A 15,833-nucleotide genomic window follows, 5' to 3' on the forward strand; every position below is an offset into this window, starting at 1 on the left:
GTTCGCCTCTTTGAAATGAAGGCTTAGTGTTTTCATGATGTTATTTAATTTATTAAATAGATTTTCTAAAGTTCATTTGAATATTGAATTTATCTTTTCTTTGTTTACTGGGTATATTTTAAGTGATTGATGATTTTGCAGAGAATGGTTTGTTGGCTAAAACTATTGATGGCTTTGTGGCTAGAGCACCACAACGAAATATGGCAAATAAGATCACACAATCAATACAAAAACAACAACCACTTGTTATTGAGGCTGGAACTGGAACGGGTAAAACATTTGCTTATTTAGTGCCAGCTTTACGTAGTGATAAGAAAGTTATTATTTCGACTGGCTCTAAAAATCTTCAAGAGCAACTATTTAATAAAGATTTGCCAATTATTAAAAAAGCTTTGAATTATACAGGTAAAATTTCCTTGCTTAAAGGGCGAGCTAATTATCTTTGTTTAGAAAGGTTGTATCATCAATATGCCGCAGCAGGGGATCTTGATAAGGATCTACGTGTTGAGTTAGTTCGTGTTAAAAACTGGTCAATCAAAACTAAAGATGGTGACATTAGCAAATGTACCACTGTTACTGAAGATAATGCTATTTGGCCAATATTAACCAGCACCAATGATAGTTGTCTTGGTAGTGAATGTGAACATTATAGTGATTGTTATGTTGTAAAAGCTCGAAAACGAGCGTTAAATGCTGATATTGTTGTTGTTAATCATCATTTATTTTTAGCTGATGTGGTTGTGAAAGACACTGGTTTTGGGGAGCTTATTCCAAAAGCAGACGTAACAATTTTTGATGAAGCACATCAACTCCCCGATTTAGCTTGCCACTATTTTGGTCAACAATTAAGTAGTCGACAATTATTTGATCTAGCCAAAGAGATCAATCTCTGTTATCGCACGGAAGTTAGAGACTTATCACAGTTACAACAATGTGCTGACAAATTGCAAAAAAGCATTCAAGATTTGCGTATTGTTATTAATCAACAAAATAGCAAAGGAAATTTAGGTTATTTATTTAATCAACCTTCAGTAAAACAAGAGTTGTCTTTTCTTTGCGATGCTTTAAATTTTTGTCATGAAGTTTTATTATTGGCATCAGGGCGTTCTTCAACGCTTGATAACTGTTTTGATCGAGTAAATCAATATAATTCGCTTTTAAAAAAACTACTCGAAACCAATGTTGCGGGTTTTAGTTATTGGTATGAAAGTAGTTATAATTATTTTGTTTTTGCACTTACTCCTTTATCTGTAGCAGATAAATTTACAGAACTTTTAACCGAACGCAAAGGCAGTTGGATATTTACTTCAGCTACATTATCGGTTGATAATAAACTAGATTATTTTACCAAGCGATTGGGATTAACCAATGCGGAATCGTTGATATTAGAAAGTCCATTTGATTATTTACATCAAACTATTCTGTGTGTGCCTCGCTATATTCCATCTCCTAATGAACCCAATAATGCTATAAAACTGGTCGATATTTTACTTCCAGTTATAGAAGCCAATAAAGGTCGCTGTTTCTTTTTATGTACTTCATACGCGATGATGAATGCCTTAGCTAAACAGTTTCGTGAATTGACTAAATTACTTGTTTTAGTACAAGGTGAAACAAGCAAAGTTAAATTACTAGAGCAATTTATTCATAATGGTAATGCATTGTTAATTGCCACAAGTAGCTTTTGGGAAGGGATTGATGTTAGAGGTGATACTCTTTCTTGTGTTATTATAGACAAATTACCCTTTACCTCACCAGAGGACCCATTAATTAAAGCTCGCATGGAAGATTGTCAACTGCAAGGTGGGGATCCATTTAATGAGGTACAATTACCCGAGGCGGTTATCACATTAAAACAAGGAGTAGGGCGATTAATTCGTCATCATAATGATAGTGGAGCGATTATTATTTGTGATAATCGCTTAGTTATGAAACCTTATGGGGCAACATTTATTAATAGTTTACCACCATCACCTAGAACGCGAGATGTACATAATGTAATAAATTTTTTATTAACAAAAAAATGACCTATACAGATTAATTATTTTGGAAAAAAAATGAGTACTATTTTAGCCATTGATACCTCAACAGAAGCTTGTTCAGTCGCATTATTATATCGTAATGAGATCACGCATGATTTTATTATTTCTGCCCGCGATCATACCAAGCAAATTCTACCAATGATTGATAAATTACTGAAACAATCAGGCTGTGCTCTTTCACAAGTTAATGCAATTGCCTTTGGGCAAGGTCCAGGTAGTTTCACTGGGGTTAGAATCGGCCTTGGCGTTGCTCAAGGCCTAGCGCTAGGTATAGATAAACCCATGATAGGTGTATCAACATTAATGACTTTAGCACAAGGTGTATACCGTACTCAAAAAGCGACTAATGTAATTGCTACAATAGATGCCAGAATGAATGAAGTGTATCTAGGTCAATATCAGTTAATTAATAATCAATGGCAAGCTATCATTCCAGAATGTGTCATTGCTCCGGAAAAGGTAGTTGAACACGTCAAGCAAGTTTATAAAAATAGTTATACAGCTGGTACTGGTTGGCAAACTTATCCCAATATGCTCAAAGATATACAACCAAGTGAAATTTTACTGCCCCATGCACAAGATATGATTGTAATTGCTGAACAAAAATGGCAAAAAAATCAGCTATTAAATGTTGAAGATGTGGAACCAACTTATTTACGTAATGAAGTGACTTGGAAAAAATTACCTGGCCGATAACTAACAGTAGGTTACTTAAATTATTCTGCCACCAATATAATGGCAGAATAATTATTAATAGATAATTTATTATTTATTCTTTAAATAGCCCTAAATGCTCTTTTGCATACGCTTCAAAATCCGTACAACCACCAATCGGTTTTTCATCAATAAATATTTGCGGTACGGTTTCTACCGGCTTACCGACACTTTTGGAAAGATCTTCTTTAGTGATACCTTCGGCATTTATGTCCACATAACGATATGTAAAATCATCACGCTCTTGAGATAATTTTTCAGCTAATTCTTTAGCTCTAACACAATAAGGACAGCCTGAACGCCCAAAAATTACAGTATACATGTGACACCTCTAATTGTTTATTTTAAATTTAAGATTACTATACTTAACTTTTAAAGAAAAAAAAGCAGTTATTCATAGTTGATTAAATAGATTATATCTATTGATTAAACTATTATAAAGCGAAGTCGTTATTAAATTTGATAACTTCCGATCAATTGTAATATTTTGGGACATTTTTTATTATTTTTATACTAAAACGTATGCTTCACCTGAAACATCTTTACATTTCAATTCATATCGCTAATTTTTGGCAATAAAATTAGCTTGTTAATGTTTAACCTTTAAAAACCTTTATTGATATTGGCTGATTACGCCGTAGATGATATTGAAAATTGGAATTGACAAATTTGAGTTGCATATAGTTGATTTTTTGACAATATGTAACTATATGTATTGTTATTCCTATTAATTATCAATAGTGATCATTTTATAAGTATTAAAAAATTCGGATATAAATATGTTAAAAAAATTGTTAGTCATTTTATTACTATTACCCATGTCATTATTTGCTTCTCAAAAAAAATGTGAGGTAAAACCAAGCTATGATATTGTCATCAGTAAACAAAATGTACATATTTTTAATAAACAAGATAATCTAATTATTCTGCCTAAAGGTATAGTTATGTTAAATGGCCAATCAGTTCCTCTTGCTCCGACATTACAAAAAAAGACAGAACAATTGCAACAAAATTTACGCCAGCAATTACCTTTGCTTGAACATCAAGCATATACGCTGCTAGGTGAAGTTAAAGTCACATTTGAACAGGCGATAAAAACAAAATTAGGTGATGATAGTGATTTATACAATCAATTAAATAAATTATATAAGAGGTTAGTGAACTTACTGCATCGTTCAATCATTACTGACAATGATGAAACACGATTTTATTACAATAATTTTAATAAAATTAAACAAGAAGGTGAAGATATAGGACAACGGGTTTTTTATAATATAGTTGGCAATAGTATTTTACAATTAAACCTATTTAAAAATTATGGTGCAATTAAACAAATTTCTAAAAATGAGTGGAAATCACAAAAACCAAAATTAAAAAAATTTGATGCGCATATTTGTTCTGTCATAACGGATATTGATTTGCAATACCAGCAAATATTAACTCAACTGCATGAGACTGTAGACAAATAATAGACATAAGTAAAAACTTTTGCGAAAATAATATTTTAACACAGATTACAAAATGGATGCTCATGACGGCAAAAATAATTGATGGTAAAGCATTAGCACAACAAGTTCGAAATCAAATTGCTAGTAAAGTAAAACAAAGGATTTCACAAGGTTTATCTGTTCCAGGGCTTGCTGTAATACAAGTTGGATCTGATCCGGCTTCAAAAATTTATGTTAAAAATAAGCAAAAGGCTTGTGATGATGTTGGTTTTGCCTCATTTGCTTATGACTTCCCTTCTTCAACGACTGAAGAACTATTGGCACTTATTGACATGCTCAATCAACGCAATGATGTCCATGGTATTTTAGTTCAACTACCTTTACCTAAGAATATTGATAAAACTAAAGTGTTAGAACGTATAGCGCCAAGTAAAGATGTTGATGGTTTTCACCCTTATAATATCGGTCATTTATTGCAACGTGATCCAATTTTACGTCCATGCACCCCTTATGGTGTGGTAAAAATGTTGCAGTCAACTGGCGTTGAACTTGCCGGGTTAAATGCAACGGTGGTTGGAGCATCAAGTATTGTCGGGCGTCCAATGGCTTTAGAATTGTTATTATTAGGTTGTACAACAACCATTACCCATAGCCGCACAGTAGACTTAGCTAAACATGTTAGTCAGGCTGATATTGTTGTAGCGGGTGTGGGTATTGCTAATTATGTTAAAGGTGAGTGGATAAAACCTGGTGCTATTGTAATCGATGTTGGGATTAATCGATTACCAGATGGTAAACTTGCTGGAGATGTTGAATTTGTAAATGCTGTGAAACGAGCCGGTTGGATAACCCCTGTTCCTGGCGGAGTAGGTCCAATGACTGTAGCTATGTTAATGAGTAATACACTTGAAGCGTGTGAAAGCTTTAATAAATGAGTGAAGTGAGTAAAAACTCACATTTTTTGAGATTTATAGATTTATTTTGGGTAAAAAAACAAGGAACATTTTATGATAATATTTCACACTACATTAGGTGATATTAAAATCAATACATTTGATGATAAAGCGCCAGAAACAGTCTCTAATTTTGTTGAATATTGTAAAGAAGGTTTTTACAACAATACCATTTTCCATCGAGTGATTAATAATTTCATGATTCAAGGCGGTGGCTTTGAACCGGAAATGAAACAGAAAAAAACTAAAGCGCCAATTCAAAATGAGGCTGATAATGGATTAAAAAATAATCGCGGCACTTTAGCGATGGCACGCACTGCTGATCCACATTCGGCCACAGCACAGTTTTTCATCAATGTTGTAGACAATGATTATTTAAATTATCGTTCTGCGGATATGAATGGTTACGGCTATTGCGTTTTTGCTGAAGTGGTAGAGGGATTAGATGTAGTTGATAAAATTAAAGAGGTAAAAACTGGACGTAAAGGCATGCATTCAGATGTTCCGGTCGAAGATGTGGTTATTACGAGCGTAACGGTTGAATAATCCTAACCGCTATTTTATTGCCGATATTCATTTAACTGACAATCAGCCTGACATAACAGCAGGCTTTTTGTCATTTTTGGATACTTTGCCTGATCATTGTGAACTTTATATTTTAGGTGATCTATTTGACTATTGGGTTGGTGATGATGTTAATTCTACTTTGCATCAACAAGTTGCTGGGGCATTACATTCCTTAACTAATCGACATATCAAAAAATATTTTGTTCATGGTAATCGTGATTTTTTATTGGGTAAACAATTTGCTAAATCGTGTGATATGACATTATTAACCGATATAAATTGTTTAACAAAACCAAATAAAAATATTGTTTTTTTACATGGTGATTTATTATGTAGTGATGATCCCCAATATCTAAAATTTCGCAAAATCATGCATTGTAAATGGTTACAAAAACTATTTTTATGCTTACCTTTGTTTATCCGCCTAAAAATAGCAGCTAAATTACGCCAAAAAAGTAGTCAACATAATCAAATAAAATCTGAAGCTATTATGGATGTTAATCAGCAAAGCGTGATTAATATGATGGTCAAATATAATGCTGATACCATGATTCATGGTCATACCCATAAACCGGCAACCCACACATTTTTAATCAATGATGAGCCAGTAAGTAGGATTGTGCTTAGTGCTTGGCATGATGGAATCTCATATATTAAGCAGGAGTGTAATAGTTCCGATATAATCCTTTATAACCATTGTTGTAAATAATCACTTTGTAAAATGTTATTAGCCTTGCCATAATCATAAAGTTTGCCTTGATCTAAAATTGCTACTTCATCAGCAATTTGTTTTACTTCATTAATATTATGAGTTACATAAATGATCGGAATATCTAGTTCGTTAACCAGCCTATCAATATAAGATAATAGTTCTTTTTTTCGAGGCATATCCAGAGCCGATAAGGGTTCGTCCATTAAAAGTAACTTAGGATTAGTTAATATCGCTCGTCCAATCGCAACGCGCTGTTTTTCACCACCGGACAACATAGCCGGATAACGATTTAATAACGGACGTATATTAAGTACATCAATAATCTCATCAAACCTTGTCGGCATTTTATTATAAGTACCATAAGTGAGGTTGTTAATGACCTTAAAGTGTGGAAACAGCAAAGCATCTTGAAAAACGGTACCAATATGCCGTTTTTCCGGAGGAATAAAAATATTCTGCTTAGTATCAACCAGAGTAACTTCATTAAGGATGATACTACCAGTATCTGGTTTGATTAAACCATTTATAAGGTTGATTAGCGTTGATTTTCCTGAGCCCGAAACACCTAAAATGGCGGTGATACCCTGGCATGTTATATTCAATTCTAATTGAAACAAAAAAGAAGCAAGCTGCTTGCTTACCTGTAATTTTAACATAATTTATTACCCAGCTAGTTTGCGTTTATGCCAACGGTTTAACATTTCAGATAAGAACAATGCCACCAATGATAAAACAATTGAAATAATACATAGTCGCATTGCTGCTTGTTCACCGTCTGGCATCTGTAACAACGTATACATTGCTAGTGGTAATGTACGCGTTTCACCTTGAATATTTGAGACAAAAGTAATGGTTGCACCAAATTCTCCCAAACAACGAGCAAACCCAAGTACCACTCCCATTAAAATACCAGGGAACGCTAATGGTAGCGTTATTGTAATAAACACACGGAATTTATGCGCACCGAGGGTACGCGCAACATTTTCAAGGCGCATATCAATTGATTCAATAGCTAAACGAATCGAACGTACCATCAGTGGGAAGGCTACCACAGCTGAAGCCAGAGCAGCACCTTGCCAATTAAAGCTAAAACTAATATTAAAATACTGATCTAACCATTCCCCAAAAATACCACGTCGGCCCATGGTTAACAGTAATAAATAACCTAATACAACCGGTGGTAAAACTAGCGGAAGGTGAACGATACTATCAAATAATGATTTCCCCCAGAATTGGCAACGGGCTAAAATCCATGCGGTTAAAATGCCAATGGGTAGACTGAATATAATTGCTACTCCAGCGATTTTTAAGCTAAGTAGCAAAGTTTGCCATTCAAATTCGGTAAGAATCATATTATTTAAGTCTTACTTGGTTACAAATCCATATTTTTCAAAAATAGCTTTAGCCTGTGCTGATTTTAAATATTGATAAAAATCTTTAGCTTCTGGTTTCAATAATGTAATCGGATATTCAATTGATTTAAAAGTATCAGATGGGAAAGTTCCAACAATTTTAACTTTATCACTAATTTTGGCATCAGTACTATAAACAATACCTAATACTGCTTCATTACGTTCAACTAACATTAATGCATCGCGTACATTACTGGCAGGTGCAAATTGGGGCGTTAATTTATCAAACACGCCTAAATTGGTTAATGATTCTTTAGCATAAAGTCCCGCTGGAACATGCTCAGGATCGCCAACTGCAATTCTTTCACCTTTAGGTAAAATTGCATCCCAATTAGTGGTCGTATTAATTTCTACTTTATCTAGTTTAGATTGTTTTGGTGCAATAAGCACTAGCGCATTTTTTAGCAGATCTTCTTTATTGTTAGCTAATTTACGTTCAATTAAGTATGTCATCCATTTTTGATCGGCTGACATAAAAATATCAGCAGGTGCTCCTTGTTCAATCTGTTTAGCTAACACTGATGAAGAGGCAAACGAGAATACAATATCAGCATCTTTATGTTCCGCTTTATAAGCGGTGCTAATATCTTGCATCGCATTAGTTAATGATGCCGCAGCAAATACCATTACTTTTTCAGTAGCAGTGGCACAGTACGACGTTGTTATTGCTAAAACAGCAAACAATATTCCAAAAATTCTTTTCATCTTACTCCTCACAACATTAATAAGTTAGTTCAATTGTTGACAGATAATCTTCCATAAATATAGTTATAATTGATATTATCTTTCTTTAAAAGCATGCCTCGGTTTTCCAACCCTTGGATGCTAATTATAGCTATTTAATAATTATTCGCTATATAAAATAATATATATCGATGCTATCAAAATTAATCGCTAAAGTACAATTAAACTTTATGTTCGGGCGATTTTTATACTTCAACTGGAGCTCATTCACTTTTAATTCTTATTTCTATTCTGCATTCGCTGTTACCTACTTATCATCCCGATTTTAACAATAACATTATGTTTATTTTATTGAGGATCCTTACAATTTTTGAAGGATCAATAAAAAGCGTCTACAATGATCATATCTATTGGTACAACAAGGTGTTAGCTCCTAAAGGCGACTAAATATGTTCAACCCTGAAATTTTATTAACATTATACTTAAACCAACAACTTTTTACTGATCCAAGACGTTTAGCATTATTAAAAGCTATTGAACAAACAGGATCATTAAGTCAAGCAGCTAAACAGATTAATATAAGCTACAAAACCGCATGGGATGCGATTAGCGAAATAAATAAGTTAGCACCTAAGCCTTTTCTAATTACGGCAACCGGTGGTAAAAATGGTGGTGGTACCAAACTCAGTGTTTATGCGATCAGATTTATTCAACTGTATGATTTACTGACCCAATTACAGCATAATGCTTTCAAAATTTTGAGTGATGATAATGTCCCTCTCGATGATATTTTAAAAACAACGGCCAAATTATCGTTACAAACCAGCGCTCGTAATCAATTATATGGCAGTGTTAAACAGATAAAAACCAACAATGTAGCGGGTTTTATTACAGTAAAATTAAGTGATGAGCAAACCGAATTAAACGTTTATGTTACTAAAAAAAGTATTGAACGATTGCAATTAAGTATAGATAAGACCGTTCTTTTACTTATTAAAGCACCATTGATTAAATTAGATGATAGCAGTGAAAATAGTCTGTCGGTGACGGTTGAAAAAATTACTACCGATGGTCAATGGTGTGAAATCACTTTTTTATTAGCATCAGGCATAAAGCTGTATGCTAGCCAACCAGTCGGTGTAGTTGAACAACTAGCCCTAACGATAGGTAAACAAACGATTTTGTCTATTCATCCTGAAAATATTATTGTGGCTACATTGGTTTAGTAAAACGAGGATTTATATGTTAAAAATAGAAAATGCCCACTATAAAATTAGTGATTATAAAGTTTTTTCAATTGAATCATTAACTATCAAACCTGCAACTAGTGTTGCTTTTGTTGGGCGTAATGGTAGTGGTAAATCAATTTTAGTCAAGATATTAGCGGGTGAACAAACATTATTATCAGGTCATGTCATCAATGAATTTAAATCAATAGCCCATATTTCGTTTGAACAATTACAAAAACTCATCGAAGATGAATGGAAACGTAATAATACCGATATGCTTAGTGAAGGGGAAAAAGACACCGGATTAACGACAGCACAAATTATTCAAGCAAATAGTGTTGATGAAAGGCTTTGTCAGCAGTTAGCTGAACAATTTGGTATTGCACATTTATTATCAAGGCGGTTTAAATACCTTTCCACTGGCGAAACTCGTAAAACGCTAATTTGTCGTGTTTTAATGACACAACCTGATTTATTGATATTGGATGAACCTTTTGATGGATTAGATGTTTTATCTCGAGAGAATTTAGCTGAAAGGCTTGCCGATTTAGCCAAGCAAGGAATGACGATAATATTAGTGTTGAATCGTTTTAATGAAATTCCAAATTTTATTGAAAATATCGGTATACTAGCTGATTGTCAGCTATTGAAAATTGGCGACAAAGGCACAATATTAGATGATGTTATTGTCAAACAGCTAGCTGACATGGAAAACAAACAAAATGTTTTATTACCAGAAGCAGACAAACCACCGATTAAATTAGCAAACGAATTAGATCGGATTATTTTAAATAATGGCCATGTTCAATATGATGATAAAGTCATTATCAATGGACTAACCTGGCGAGTAAAAGCGAGGCAAAATTGGCAAATAGTTGGTCCAAATGGTGCTGGGAAATCTACGCTATTAAGTTTAATTACAGGTGATCACCCTCAAGGTTATAGTAATGATTTAACTTTATTTGGTCACAAGCGAGGATCGGGTGAAACCATTTGGGATATTAAGCAACATATTGGTTATGTCAGCAGTAGTTTACACTTAGATTACCGTGTCAGTGTTAGTGTCAAAAATGTATTACTTTCTGGATATTTTGATTCGATTGGCATATATCAAGCAACAAGCGATAAGCAAAATAAATTAGTTGATGAATGGTTACAATTATTAAATCTGCAAACGCAAGCTGACAAACCTTTTCAATCGCTTTCTTGGGGACAGCAGCGACTTGTATTAATCGCTAGAGCTTTAGTAAAACATCCAACTTTGCTTATTTTAGATGAACCATTGCAAGGACTTGATCAGCTTAATCGTGAATTAGTTAAACGATGGATAGATCAGTTAATTAATGATGGGTATACTCAACTATTATTTGTTTCTCATCATGCAGAAGATGCGCCAAAATGCATCACACATCGATTAACATTTGTACCTGATTTAGATCATAACTATCAATATAAGATAGAGCAAATTAATTAGCATATAAGTTTTAAACTATTAAAATAATATTTAAAAATAGGAATAATCAATTAAAAAAAATTACTTCGATCATGAAAATTTAGCTTGACGATCGAAAAAGAGAAATAACAATTATACTTATAGAGTTATCCCCGATGCCTGTGGATAACTCTGTGAGTAGATTCTTGAAAAGAGTCCTGACCTCAATTACTGTCAGGTTTTAGCTTGATTTGGTTACAACTTAATCGAGTTTATATTTATTTAAATATATCAATAAATTAGCATAAATCAAGCTACTAATTTAGTATACAGTTTTTGAGTTTTTATGCTAACTGAACAAAAAATATAAGATTTTTAAAGGTCAAGCCTTTTTGGGGATAATTTTTATTAATAGGTAAAATATTAGGTTGCGATATAATGAAAAAATTTAAATTATGTTCCGATTTTAAACCCGCTGGTGATCAACCAGAAGCAATCAAAAGGATTAACCAAAATCTTGAAGATGGAATAGCACATCAAACACTGTTAGGTGTAACGGGATCGGGTAAAACATTTACCATGGCTAATGTAATTGCTAAACATAATCGACCAACAATTATTTTAGCGCCAAATAAAACATTGGCAGCACAACTGTATGGTGAAATGAAGGCCTTTTTCCCGGAAAACGCTGTCGAATATTTTGTTTCGTATTATGACTACTATCAACCAGAGTCTTATGTGCCTTCAACTGATACTTTTATTGAAAAAGATGCATCAATTAATGAACACATTGAACAGATGCGTTTATCCGCTACTAAATCGTTATTAGAACGCCGTGATGTAGTCATAGTGGCTTCGGTATCCGCTATTTATGGTTTGGGCGCACCAGAAACCTATATGTCAATGATTTTGCATTTAACTAAAGGTACCATTACCGATCAGCGTTCGATCTTGACTCGTTTGGCCGAAATGCAATATATCCGCAATGAAATTGGCTTTAGTCGTGGTACTTTTCGGGTGCGTGGTGATGTAATCGATATTTTCCCCGCCGATTCGGACGAATTGGCCGTGCGAGTTGAATTGTTTGATGATGAAGTCGAAAGGATAGTGCTGTTTGATCCATTAACTGGAAATAGTGTTAATGACGTGTCACGTATCACCATTTACCCTAAAACACACTATGTTACACCAAGAAACATTATGGAAAATGCGATTGCCCAAATTAAGCAAGAGCTTAAAGAACGTCAAAAAGTGTTATTAGACAACAATCGTCTGCTTGAAGAACAACGCCTTACTCAGCGTACCTTGTTTGATATTGAGATGATGACAGAATTGGGATACTGTTCGGGTATTGAAAACTATTCGCGCTTTTTAGCTCAACGTAATCCAGGCGATCCACCGGCGACACTATTTGATTACTTGCCGGCTGATGGGTTATTATTTATTGATGAATCACATGTGGCAATCCCACAATTAGGGGCAATGTATAATGGTGATCGCTCTCGTAAACTCAATCTAGTTGAATACGGTTTTCGTTTACCATCAGCATTAGATAACCGCCCATTAAAATTTGCCGAATTTGAAAATATTATGCCACAAACGATTTATGTCTCGGCCACACCTGCCAAATATGAAATTGAAAAATCAGGCGGTGAAATTATTGAACAAGTGGTTAGGCCAACAGGGTTACTCGATCCAATTTTAGAAGTGCGTCCGGTTGCTTCGCAAGTCGATGATCTGCTGTCGGAAATTAAAATTCGTATTGAAAATGAAGAGCGAGTCCTTGTTACTACACTAACGAAAAAAATGTCAGAAAACTTAACCGATTATTTATCTGAACATAATATTAATGTCAAATATCTTCACTCGGATATCAATACGGTTGAACGTATGGAAATTATTCGCGATTTGCGATTAGGTAAAGTTGATGTATTGGTTGGCATTAACTTATTGCGTGAAGGATTAGATATACCAGAAGTCTCGTTGATAGCGATTTTAGATGCTGATCGTGAAGGCTTTTTGCGTTCGGAAAGTTCATTAATTCAAACTGTTGGGCGAGCTGCACGTAATGTAAATGGTAAAGCCATTTTATACGCTGATAAAATCACGCCAGCGATGCAAAAAACCATTGATGAAACCGCTCGTCGCCGTAAAAAACAACAATATTTTAATACTGCACACGGCATTACGCCAAAATCGGTGCGTAAAGAGATCAAAGACATTTTAGATGCCGGCTTGAGTACTAAAAAATCTACCGCTAAAGTTCAGGCATTTGAACCCGGCAAGCCATATCATTACGTGTCAATAAAAGAGGTGCAAGCTAAAGTCAAAGAACTTGAAGCCATGATGTACGAAGCTGCACAAAATCTTGAGTTTGAAAAAGCCGGTGTGTTACGTGATGAGATAAAAAAACTGCGAGCAGATTTTATTAAAGTATCTTAACTAATCGATCTTAAAAGGAAAAAAGATGACAATAACACGAATCGATCCGGCTGATCGCTGGTCAGAAGCAGTGATCCATGAAAATGTAATTTATTACACTAGCGTACCAACTAATTTGGTCAATGATGCTTATCTGCAAACGCAAAGTGCTTTGGCTGAAATTGATAAAATTTTGGCGCGCGCCAACAGTGATAAAACACGAATTTTAGATGTGACATTATTTTTGGTGAACAAAAGTGATTTTGCGGCAATGAATAAAGCATGGGATGAATGGGTTGCTAAAGGTAAGGCTCCGGTTCGTTGTACCGTGCAAGCAGGATTAATGAAAGTAGAATATTTGGTAGAAATTAAAATTGTTGCTGCTGTAAACCAATAAATGCCCACCTATGGTATTATTATTTACTTTCCTTATTTTTAGTGATGAGGAAAGTAAATAACTGAGCTAATGAATAAAATTTTATTAGCATGATCAATTTAATTTCTAACTTTAGCGTAGCCGATTAATCAGTAATCATGCTCCCAGCTATCCTCATCCATTAAAATTTAGTGTATACTCCTTGCATATCATTTTTGTAAATAGTGATAGCAATCCTATGCATAATCAACCTAAAATTGCCATTGTAATGGGCTCAAAAAGTGATTGGGCCACTATGCAGCACGCTGCTGATGTGCTTGACGCATTAACTATTCCTTATCATGTCGAAATTGTTTCGGCGCACCGTACTCCTGATAAACTGTTTTGCTTTGCTCAAGATGCTAAACCAAGAGGTTTTGAGGTTATTATTGCTGGCGCTGGTGGTGCCGCACATTTACCCGGTATGTTAGCGGCTAAAACATTATTACCAGTGTTGGGTGTGCCTGTACAAAGTGCAGCCTTAAATGGTGTGGATAGCCTTTATTCGATTGTGCAGATGCCCAAAGGCATTCCGGTAGGTACCTTAGCAATTGGTAAAGCTGGAGCGGCGAATGCCGCCTTGCTGGCTTCGCAAATATTAGCACTACACGATAATGCTATATATCAACGTTTATCGCTTTGGCGACTTAGTCAGACCGATGAAGTATTAAATAATGCTGATCCCAGAGTGGAAGCCTAATATGATAACCCCAACTGTTTGTGTACTCGGTAATGGTCAGCTCGGGCGAATGTTAAAGCAAGCTGGCGAACCACTAGGCATTGATGTTTATCCGGTAGGTGCTGAAGTTGATCCTAATAGTATTCCTTATCAGCATTCGGTGATCACCGCCGAGATTGAACGTTGGCCTGATACACCATTTACTCAACAACTCGCTCAACACCCGCACTTTATTAACCGCGATATTTTCCCGATTATTGCTGATCGCTTAACTCAAAAACAATTACTCGATGAACTTGGTCTGGCTACCGCAAAGTGGTTACCGCTTAATCATCCACAGGATTGGTCGCAACTATTTGATAAGTTGGGTGATTTATTAATTGTTAAACGTCGCACTGGTGGTTATGATGGGCGTGGGCAGTGGCGCATTGCTAATAGTAGCGATAATATTGATGTGCCTGAAGATGTCTATCAACATTCTATTGTGGAACAAGCTATTGCTTTTGATAAAGAGGTATCCTTGATTGGCGCACGAAATGCCAAAGGTCAAACGGTTTTTTATCCACTCACCAATAATTTGCATCAAGATGGCATTTTGAAAATGAGTGTTGTCTTGCCAAACGAAAATCTACAACAACAGCAACAAGCCGAACAAATGCTAGGCGCGATTATGCATAAGCTTAATTATGTAGGCGTCATGGCAATGGAGTGTTTTGTGGTGGCTGATAAACTTCTGATAAATGAGTTGGCCCCACGAGTGCATAATAGTGGCCACTGGACTCAAAATGGGGCGTCAATTAGCCAATTTGAACTTCATTTGCGAGCGATTCTTGACCTGCCATTACCTAAACCAGATGTATTTACACCTTCAATAATGGTCAATTTAATTGGAACCGAGTTAAATCAGCATTGGTTAGCCATTGATTTAGTGCATCTACATTGGTATGCCAAACAAGTGCGTGCTGGGCGTAAAGTAGGCCATTTAAATTTAACCCATAATCAGCCTGAAAAATTACGTGGTTCATTAGAGGCGTTAACCCCACTCCTGCCAACTGATTACCAATTAGCCATTACATGGGCGAAGCAAAAGCTGTAACTATTTAGTGAGTGCTTTAAAATTCCAAG

Annotated in this window: 16 protein-coding genes; 12 read left to right on the forward strand and 4 right to left on the reverse strand. The window is 35.0% G+C overall.

The window, feature by feature from the left end; genetic code table 11:
- Positions 1-122 precede the first annotated feature (122 nt).
- Both Q0K76_RS04475 and tsaB read left to right on the forward strand, forming a co-directional pair.
- Positions 123-2,027 (forward strand): ATP-dependent DNA helicase, encoded by a 1,905-nt coding sequence (locus Q0K76_RS04475; protein ID WP_294612055.1) that lies wholly within the window; start codon positions 123-125, stop codon positions 2,025-2,027.
- Positions 2,028-2,057: 30 nt separating this feature from the next.
- The gene (gene tsaB / locus Q0K76_RS04480) at positions 2,058-2,738 is read left to right on the forward strand and encodes a tRNA (adenosine(37)-N6)-threonylcarbamoyltransferase complex dimerization subunit type 1 TsaB (protein ID WP_294612058.1); all 681 of its coding nucleotides are present in this window, start codon (positions 2,058-2,060) and stop codon (positions 2,736-2,738) included.
- A gap of 73 nt (positions 2,739-2,811) precedes the next feature.
- Here the strand turns inward: tsaB and Q0K76_RS04485 are convergent, their stop codons facing one another.
- Positions 2,812-3,078 carry a GrxA family glutaredoxin gene (locus Q0K76_RS04485; RefSeq protein ID WP_294612061.1) on the reverse strand — a complete coding sequence of 89 codons (267 nt, stop codon included), beginning with the start codon at positions 3,076-3,078 and terminating at the stop codon, positions 2,812-2,814.
- Positions 3,079-3,535: 457 nt separating this feature from the next.
- Between Q0K76_RS04485 and Q0K76_RS04490 the strand changes: the two genes are divergently transcribed.
- The 4 genes from Q0K76_RS04490 to Q0K76_RS04505 all read left to right on the forward strand — a co-directional run bounded on the left by Q0K76_RS04490 (position 3,536) and on the right by Q0K76_RS04505 (position 6,433).
- Complete coding sequence (locus Q0K76_RS04490) at positions 3,536-4,225, forward strand: DUF2884 family protein (RefSeq protein ID WP_294612063.1); 690 nt, start codon at positions 3,536-3,538, stop codon at positions 4,223-4,225.
- 62 nt (positions 4,226-4,287) lie between these two features.
- Positions 4,288-5,139, forward strand: a complete 852-nt coding sequence (gene folD, locus Q0K76_RS04495; RefSeq protein WP_294612066.1) for a bifunctional methylenetetrahydrofolate dehydrogenase/methenyltetrahydrofolate cyclohydrolase FolD — start codon at positions 4,288-4,290, stop codon at positions 5,137-5,139.
- A 72-nt stretch (positions 5,140-5,211) separates the two neighbouring features.
- Positions 5,212-5,703: a peptidylprolyl isomerase B gene (gene ppiB / locus Q0K76_RS04500; protein ID WP_294612069.1), complete on the forward strand. Its 492-nt coding sequence runs from the start codon at positions 5,212-5,214 to the stop codon at positions 5,701-5,703.
- Positions 5,696-6,433, forward strand: coding sequence for a UDP-2,3-diacylglucosamine diphosphatase (locus Q0K76_RS04505; protein ID WP_294612071.1), 738 nt, complete (start codon positions 5,696-5,698; stop codon positions 6,431-6,433). The genes ppiB and Q0K76_RS04505 overlap by 8 nt, the downstream gene beginning before the upstream one ends.
- Here Q0K76_RS04505 and modC read toward each other — a convergent pair.
- Genes modC through modA form a run of 3 tightly spaced genes read right to left on the reverse strand, consistent with a single transcriptional unit; the run spans position 6,412 to position 8,553 of the window.
- Positions 6,412-7,092: a molybdenum ABC transporter ATP-binding protein gene (gene modC, locus Q0K76_RS04510; protein ID WP_294612074.1), complete on the reverse strand. Its 681-nt coding sequence runs from the start codon at positions 7,090-7,092 to the stop codon at positions 6,412-6,414. The genes Q0K76_RS04505 and modC overlap by 22 nt on opposite strands.
- A 6-nt stretch (positions 7,093-7,098) precedes the next feature.
- Positions 7,099-7,788 (reverse strand): molybdate ABC transporter permease subunit, encoded by a 690-nt coding sequence (gene modB, locus Q0K76_RS04515; RefSeq protein WP_294612076.1) that lies wholly within the window; start codon positions 7,786-7,788, stop codon positions 7,099-7,101.
- Between the two features lie 12 nt (positions 7,789-7,800).
- On the reverse strand, positions 7,801-8,553 hold the full coding sequence (gene modA, locus Q0K76_RS04520; RefSeq protein ID WP_294612079.1) for a molybdate ABC transporter substrate-binding protein: 753 nt from the start codon (positions 8,551-8,553) through the stop codon (positions 7,801-7,803).
- Between the two features lie 428 nt (positions 8,554-8,981).
- Between modA and Q0K76_RS04525 the strand changes: the two genes are divergently transcribed.
- The 6 genes from Q0K76_RS04525 to purK all read left to right on the forward strand — a co-directional run bounded on the left by Q0K76_RS04525 (position 8,982) and on the right by purK (position 15,804).
- Positions 8,982-9,758, forward strand: coding sequence for a TOBE domain-containing protein (locus tag Q0K76_RS04525; RefSeq protein ID WP_294612083.1), 777 nt, complete (start codon positions 8,982-8,984; stop codon positions 9,756-9,758).
- A gap of 16 nt (positions 9,759-9,774) precedes the next feature.
- Positions 9,775-11,235: a molybdate ABC transporter ATP-binding protein ModF gene (gene modF, locus Q0K76_RS04530; protein ID WP_294612087.1), complete on the forward strand. Its 1,461-nt coding sequence runs from the start codon at positions 9,775-9,777 to the stop codon at positions 11,233-11,235.
- A gap of 393 nt (positions 11,236-11,628) precedes the next feature.
- The gene (gene uvrB / locus Q0K76_RS04535; protein ID WP_294612175.1) at positions 11,629-13,635 is read left to right on the forward strand and encodes an excinuclease ABC subunit UvrB; all 2,007 of its coding nucleotides are present in this window, start codon (positions 11,629-11,631) and stop codon (positions 13,633-13,635) included.
- Positions 13,636-13,660: 25 nt separating this feature from the next.
- Positions 13,661-14,011 carry a RidA family protein gene (locus tag Q0K76_RS04540; protein ID WP_294612090.1) on the forward strand — a complete coding sequence of 117 codons (351 nt, stop codon included), beginning with the start codon at positions 13,661-13,663 and terminating at the stop codon, positions 14,009-14,011.
- A 217-nt stretch (positions 14,012-14,228) separates the two neighbouring features.
- Positions 14,229-14,729 (forward strand): 5-(carboxyamino)imidazole ribonucleotide mutase, encoded by a 501-nt coding sequence (purE, locus tag Q0K76_RS04545; RefSeq protein ID WP_294612092.1) that lies wholly within the window; start codon positions 14,229-14,231, stop codon positions 14,727-14,729.
- A 1-nt stretch (position 14,730) separates the two neighbouring features.
- On the forward strand, positions 14,731-15,804 hold the full coding sequence (gene purK / locus Q0K76_RS04550; RefSeq protein ID WP_294612093.1) for a 5-(carboxyamino)imidazole ribonucleotide synthase: 1,074 nt from the start codon (positions 14,731-14,733) through the stop codon (positions 15,802-15,804).
- The last annotated feature ends 29 nt before the right edge of the window (positions 15,805-15,833 follow it).

Source organism: uncultured Gilliamella sp., from assembly GCA_945271295.1.
Classification (GTDB): Bacteria; Pseudomonadota; Gammaproteobacteria; order Enterobacterales; family Orbaceae; genus Gilliamella.

Excerpts from the sequence above, each read along its gene's own strand:
- tsaB (WP_294612058.1), top strand. The coding sequence starts at position 2,058 with ATGAGTACTATTTTAGCCATTGATACCTCAACAGAAGCTTGTTCAGTC.
- Q0K76_RS04485 (WP_294612061.1), bottom strand. The coding sequence starts at position 3,078 with ATGTATACTGTAATTTTTGGGCGTTCAGGCTGTCCTTATTGTGTTAGA.
- Q0K76_RS04490 (WP_294612063.1), top strand. The coding sequence starts at position 3,536 with ATGTTAAAAAAATTGTTAGTCATTTTATTACTATTACCCATGTCATTA.
- folD (WP_294612066.1), top strand. The coding sequence starts at position 4,288 with ATGACGGCAAAAATAATTGATGGTAAAGCATTAGCACAACAAGTTCGA.
- ppiB (WP_294612069.1), top strand. The coding sequence starts at position 5,212 with ATGATAATATTTCACACTACATTAGGTGATATTAAAATCAATACATTT.
- modC (WP_294612074.1), bottom strand. The coding sequence starts at position 7,092 with ATGTTAAAATTACAGGTAAGCAAGCAGCTTGCTTCTTTTTTGTTTCAA.
- modB (WP_294612076.1), bottom strand. The coding sequence starts at position 7,788 with ATGATTCTTACCGAATTTGAATGGCAAACTTTGCTACTTAGCTTAAAA.
- modA (WP_294612079.1), bottom strand. The coding sequence starts at position 8,553 with ATGAAAAGAATTTTTGGAATATTGTTTGCTGTTTTAGCAATAACAACG.
- Q0K76_RS04525 (WP_294612083.1), top strand. The coding sequence starts at position 8,982 with ATGTTCAACCCTGAAATTTTATTAACATTATACTTAAACCAACAACTT.
- modF (WP_294612087.1), top strand. The coding sequence starts at position 9,775 with ATGTTAAAAATAGAAAATGCCCACTATAAAATTAGTGATTATAAAGTT.
- Q0K76_RS04540 (WP_294612090.1), top strand. The coding sequence starts at position 13,661 with ATGACAATAACACGAATCGATCCGGCTGATCGCTGGTCAGAAGCAGTG.
- purE (WP_294612092.1), top strand. The coding sequence starts at position 14,229 with ATGCATAATCAACCTAAAATTGCCATTGTAATGGGCTCAAAAAGTGAT.
- purK (WP_294612093.1), top strand. The coding sequence starts at position 14,731 with ATGATAACCCCAACTGTTTGTGTACTCGGTAATGGTCAGCTCGGGCGA.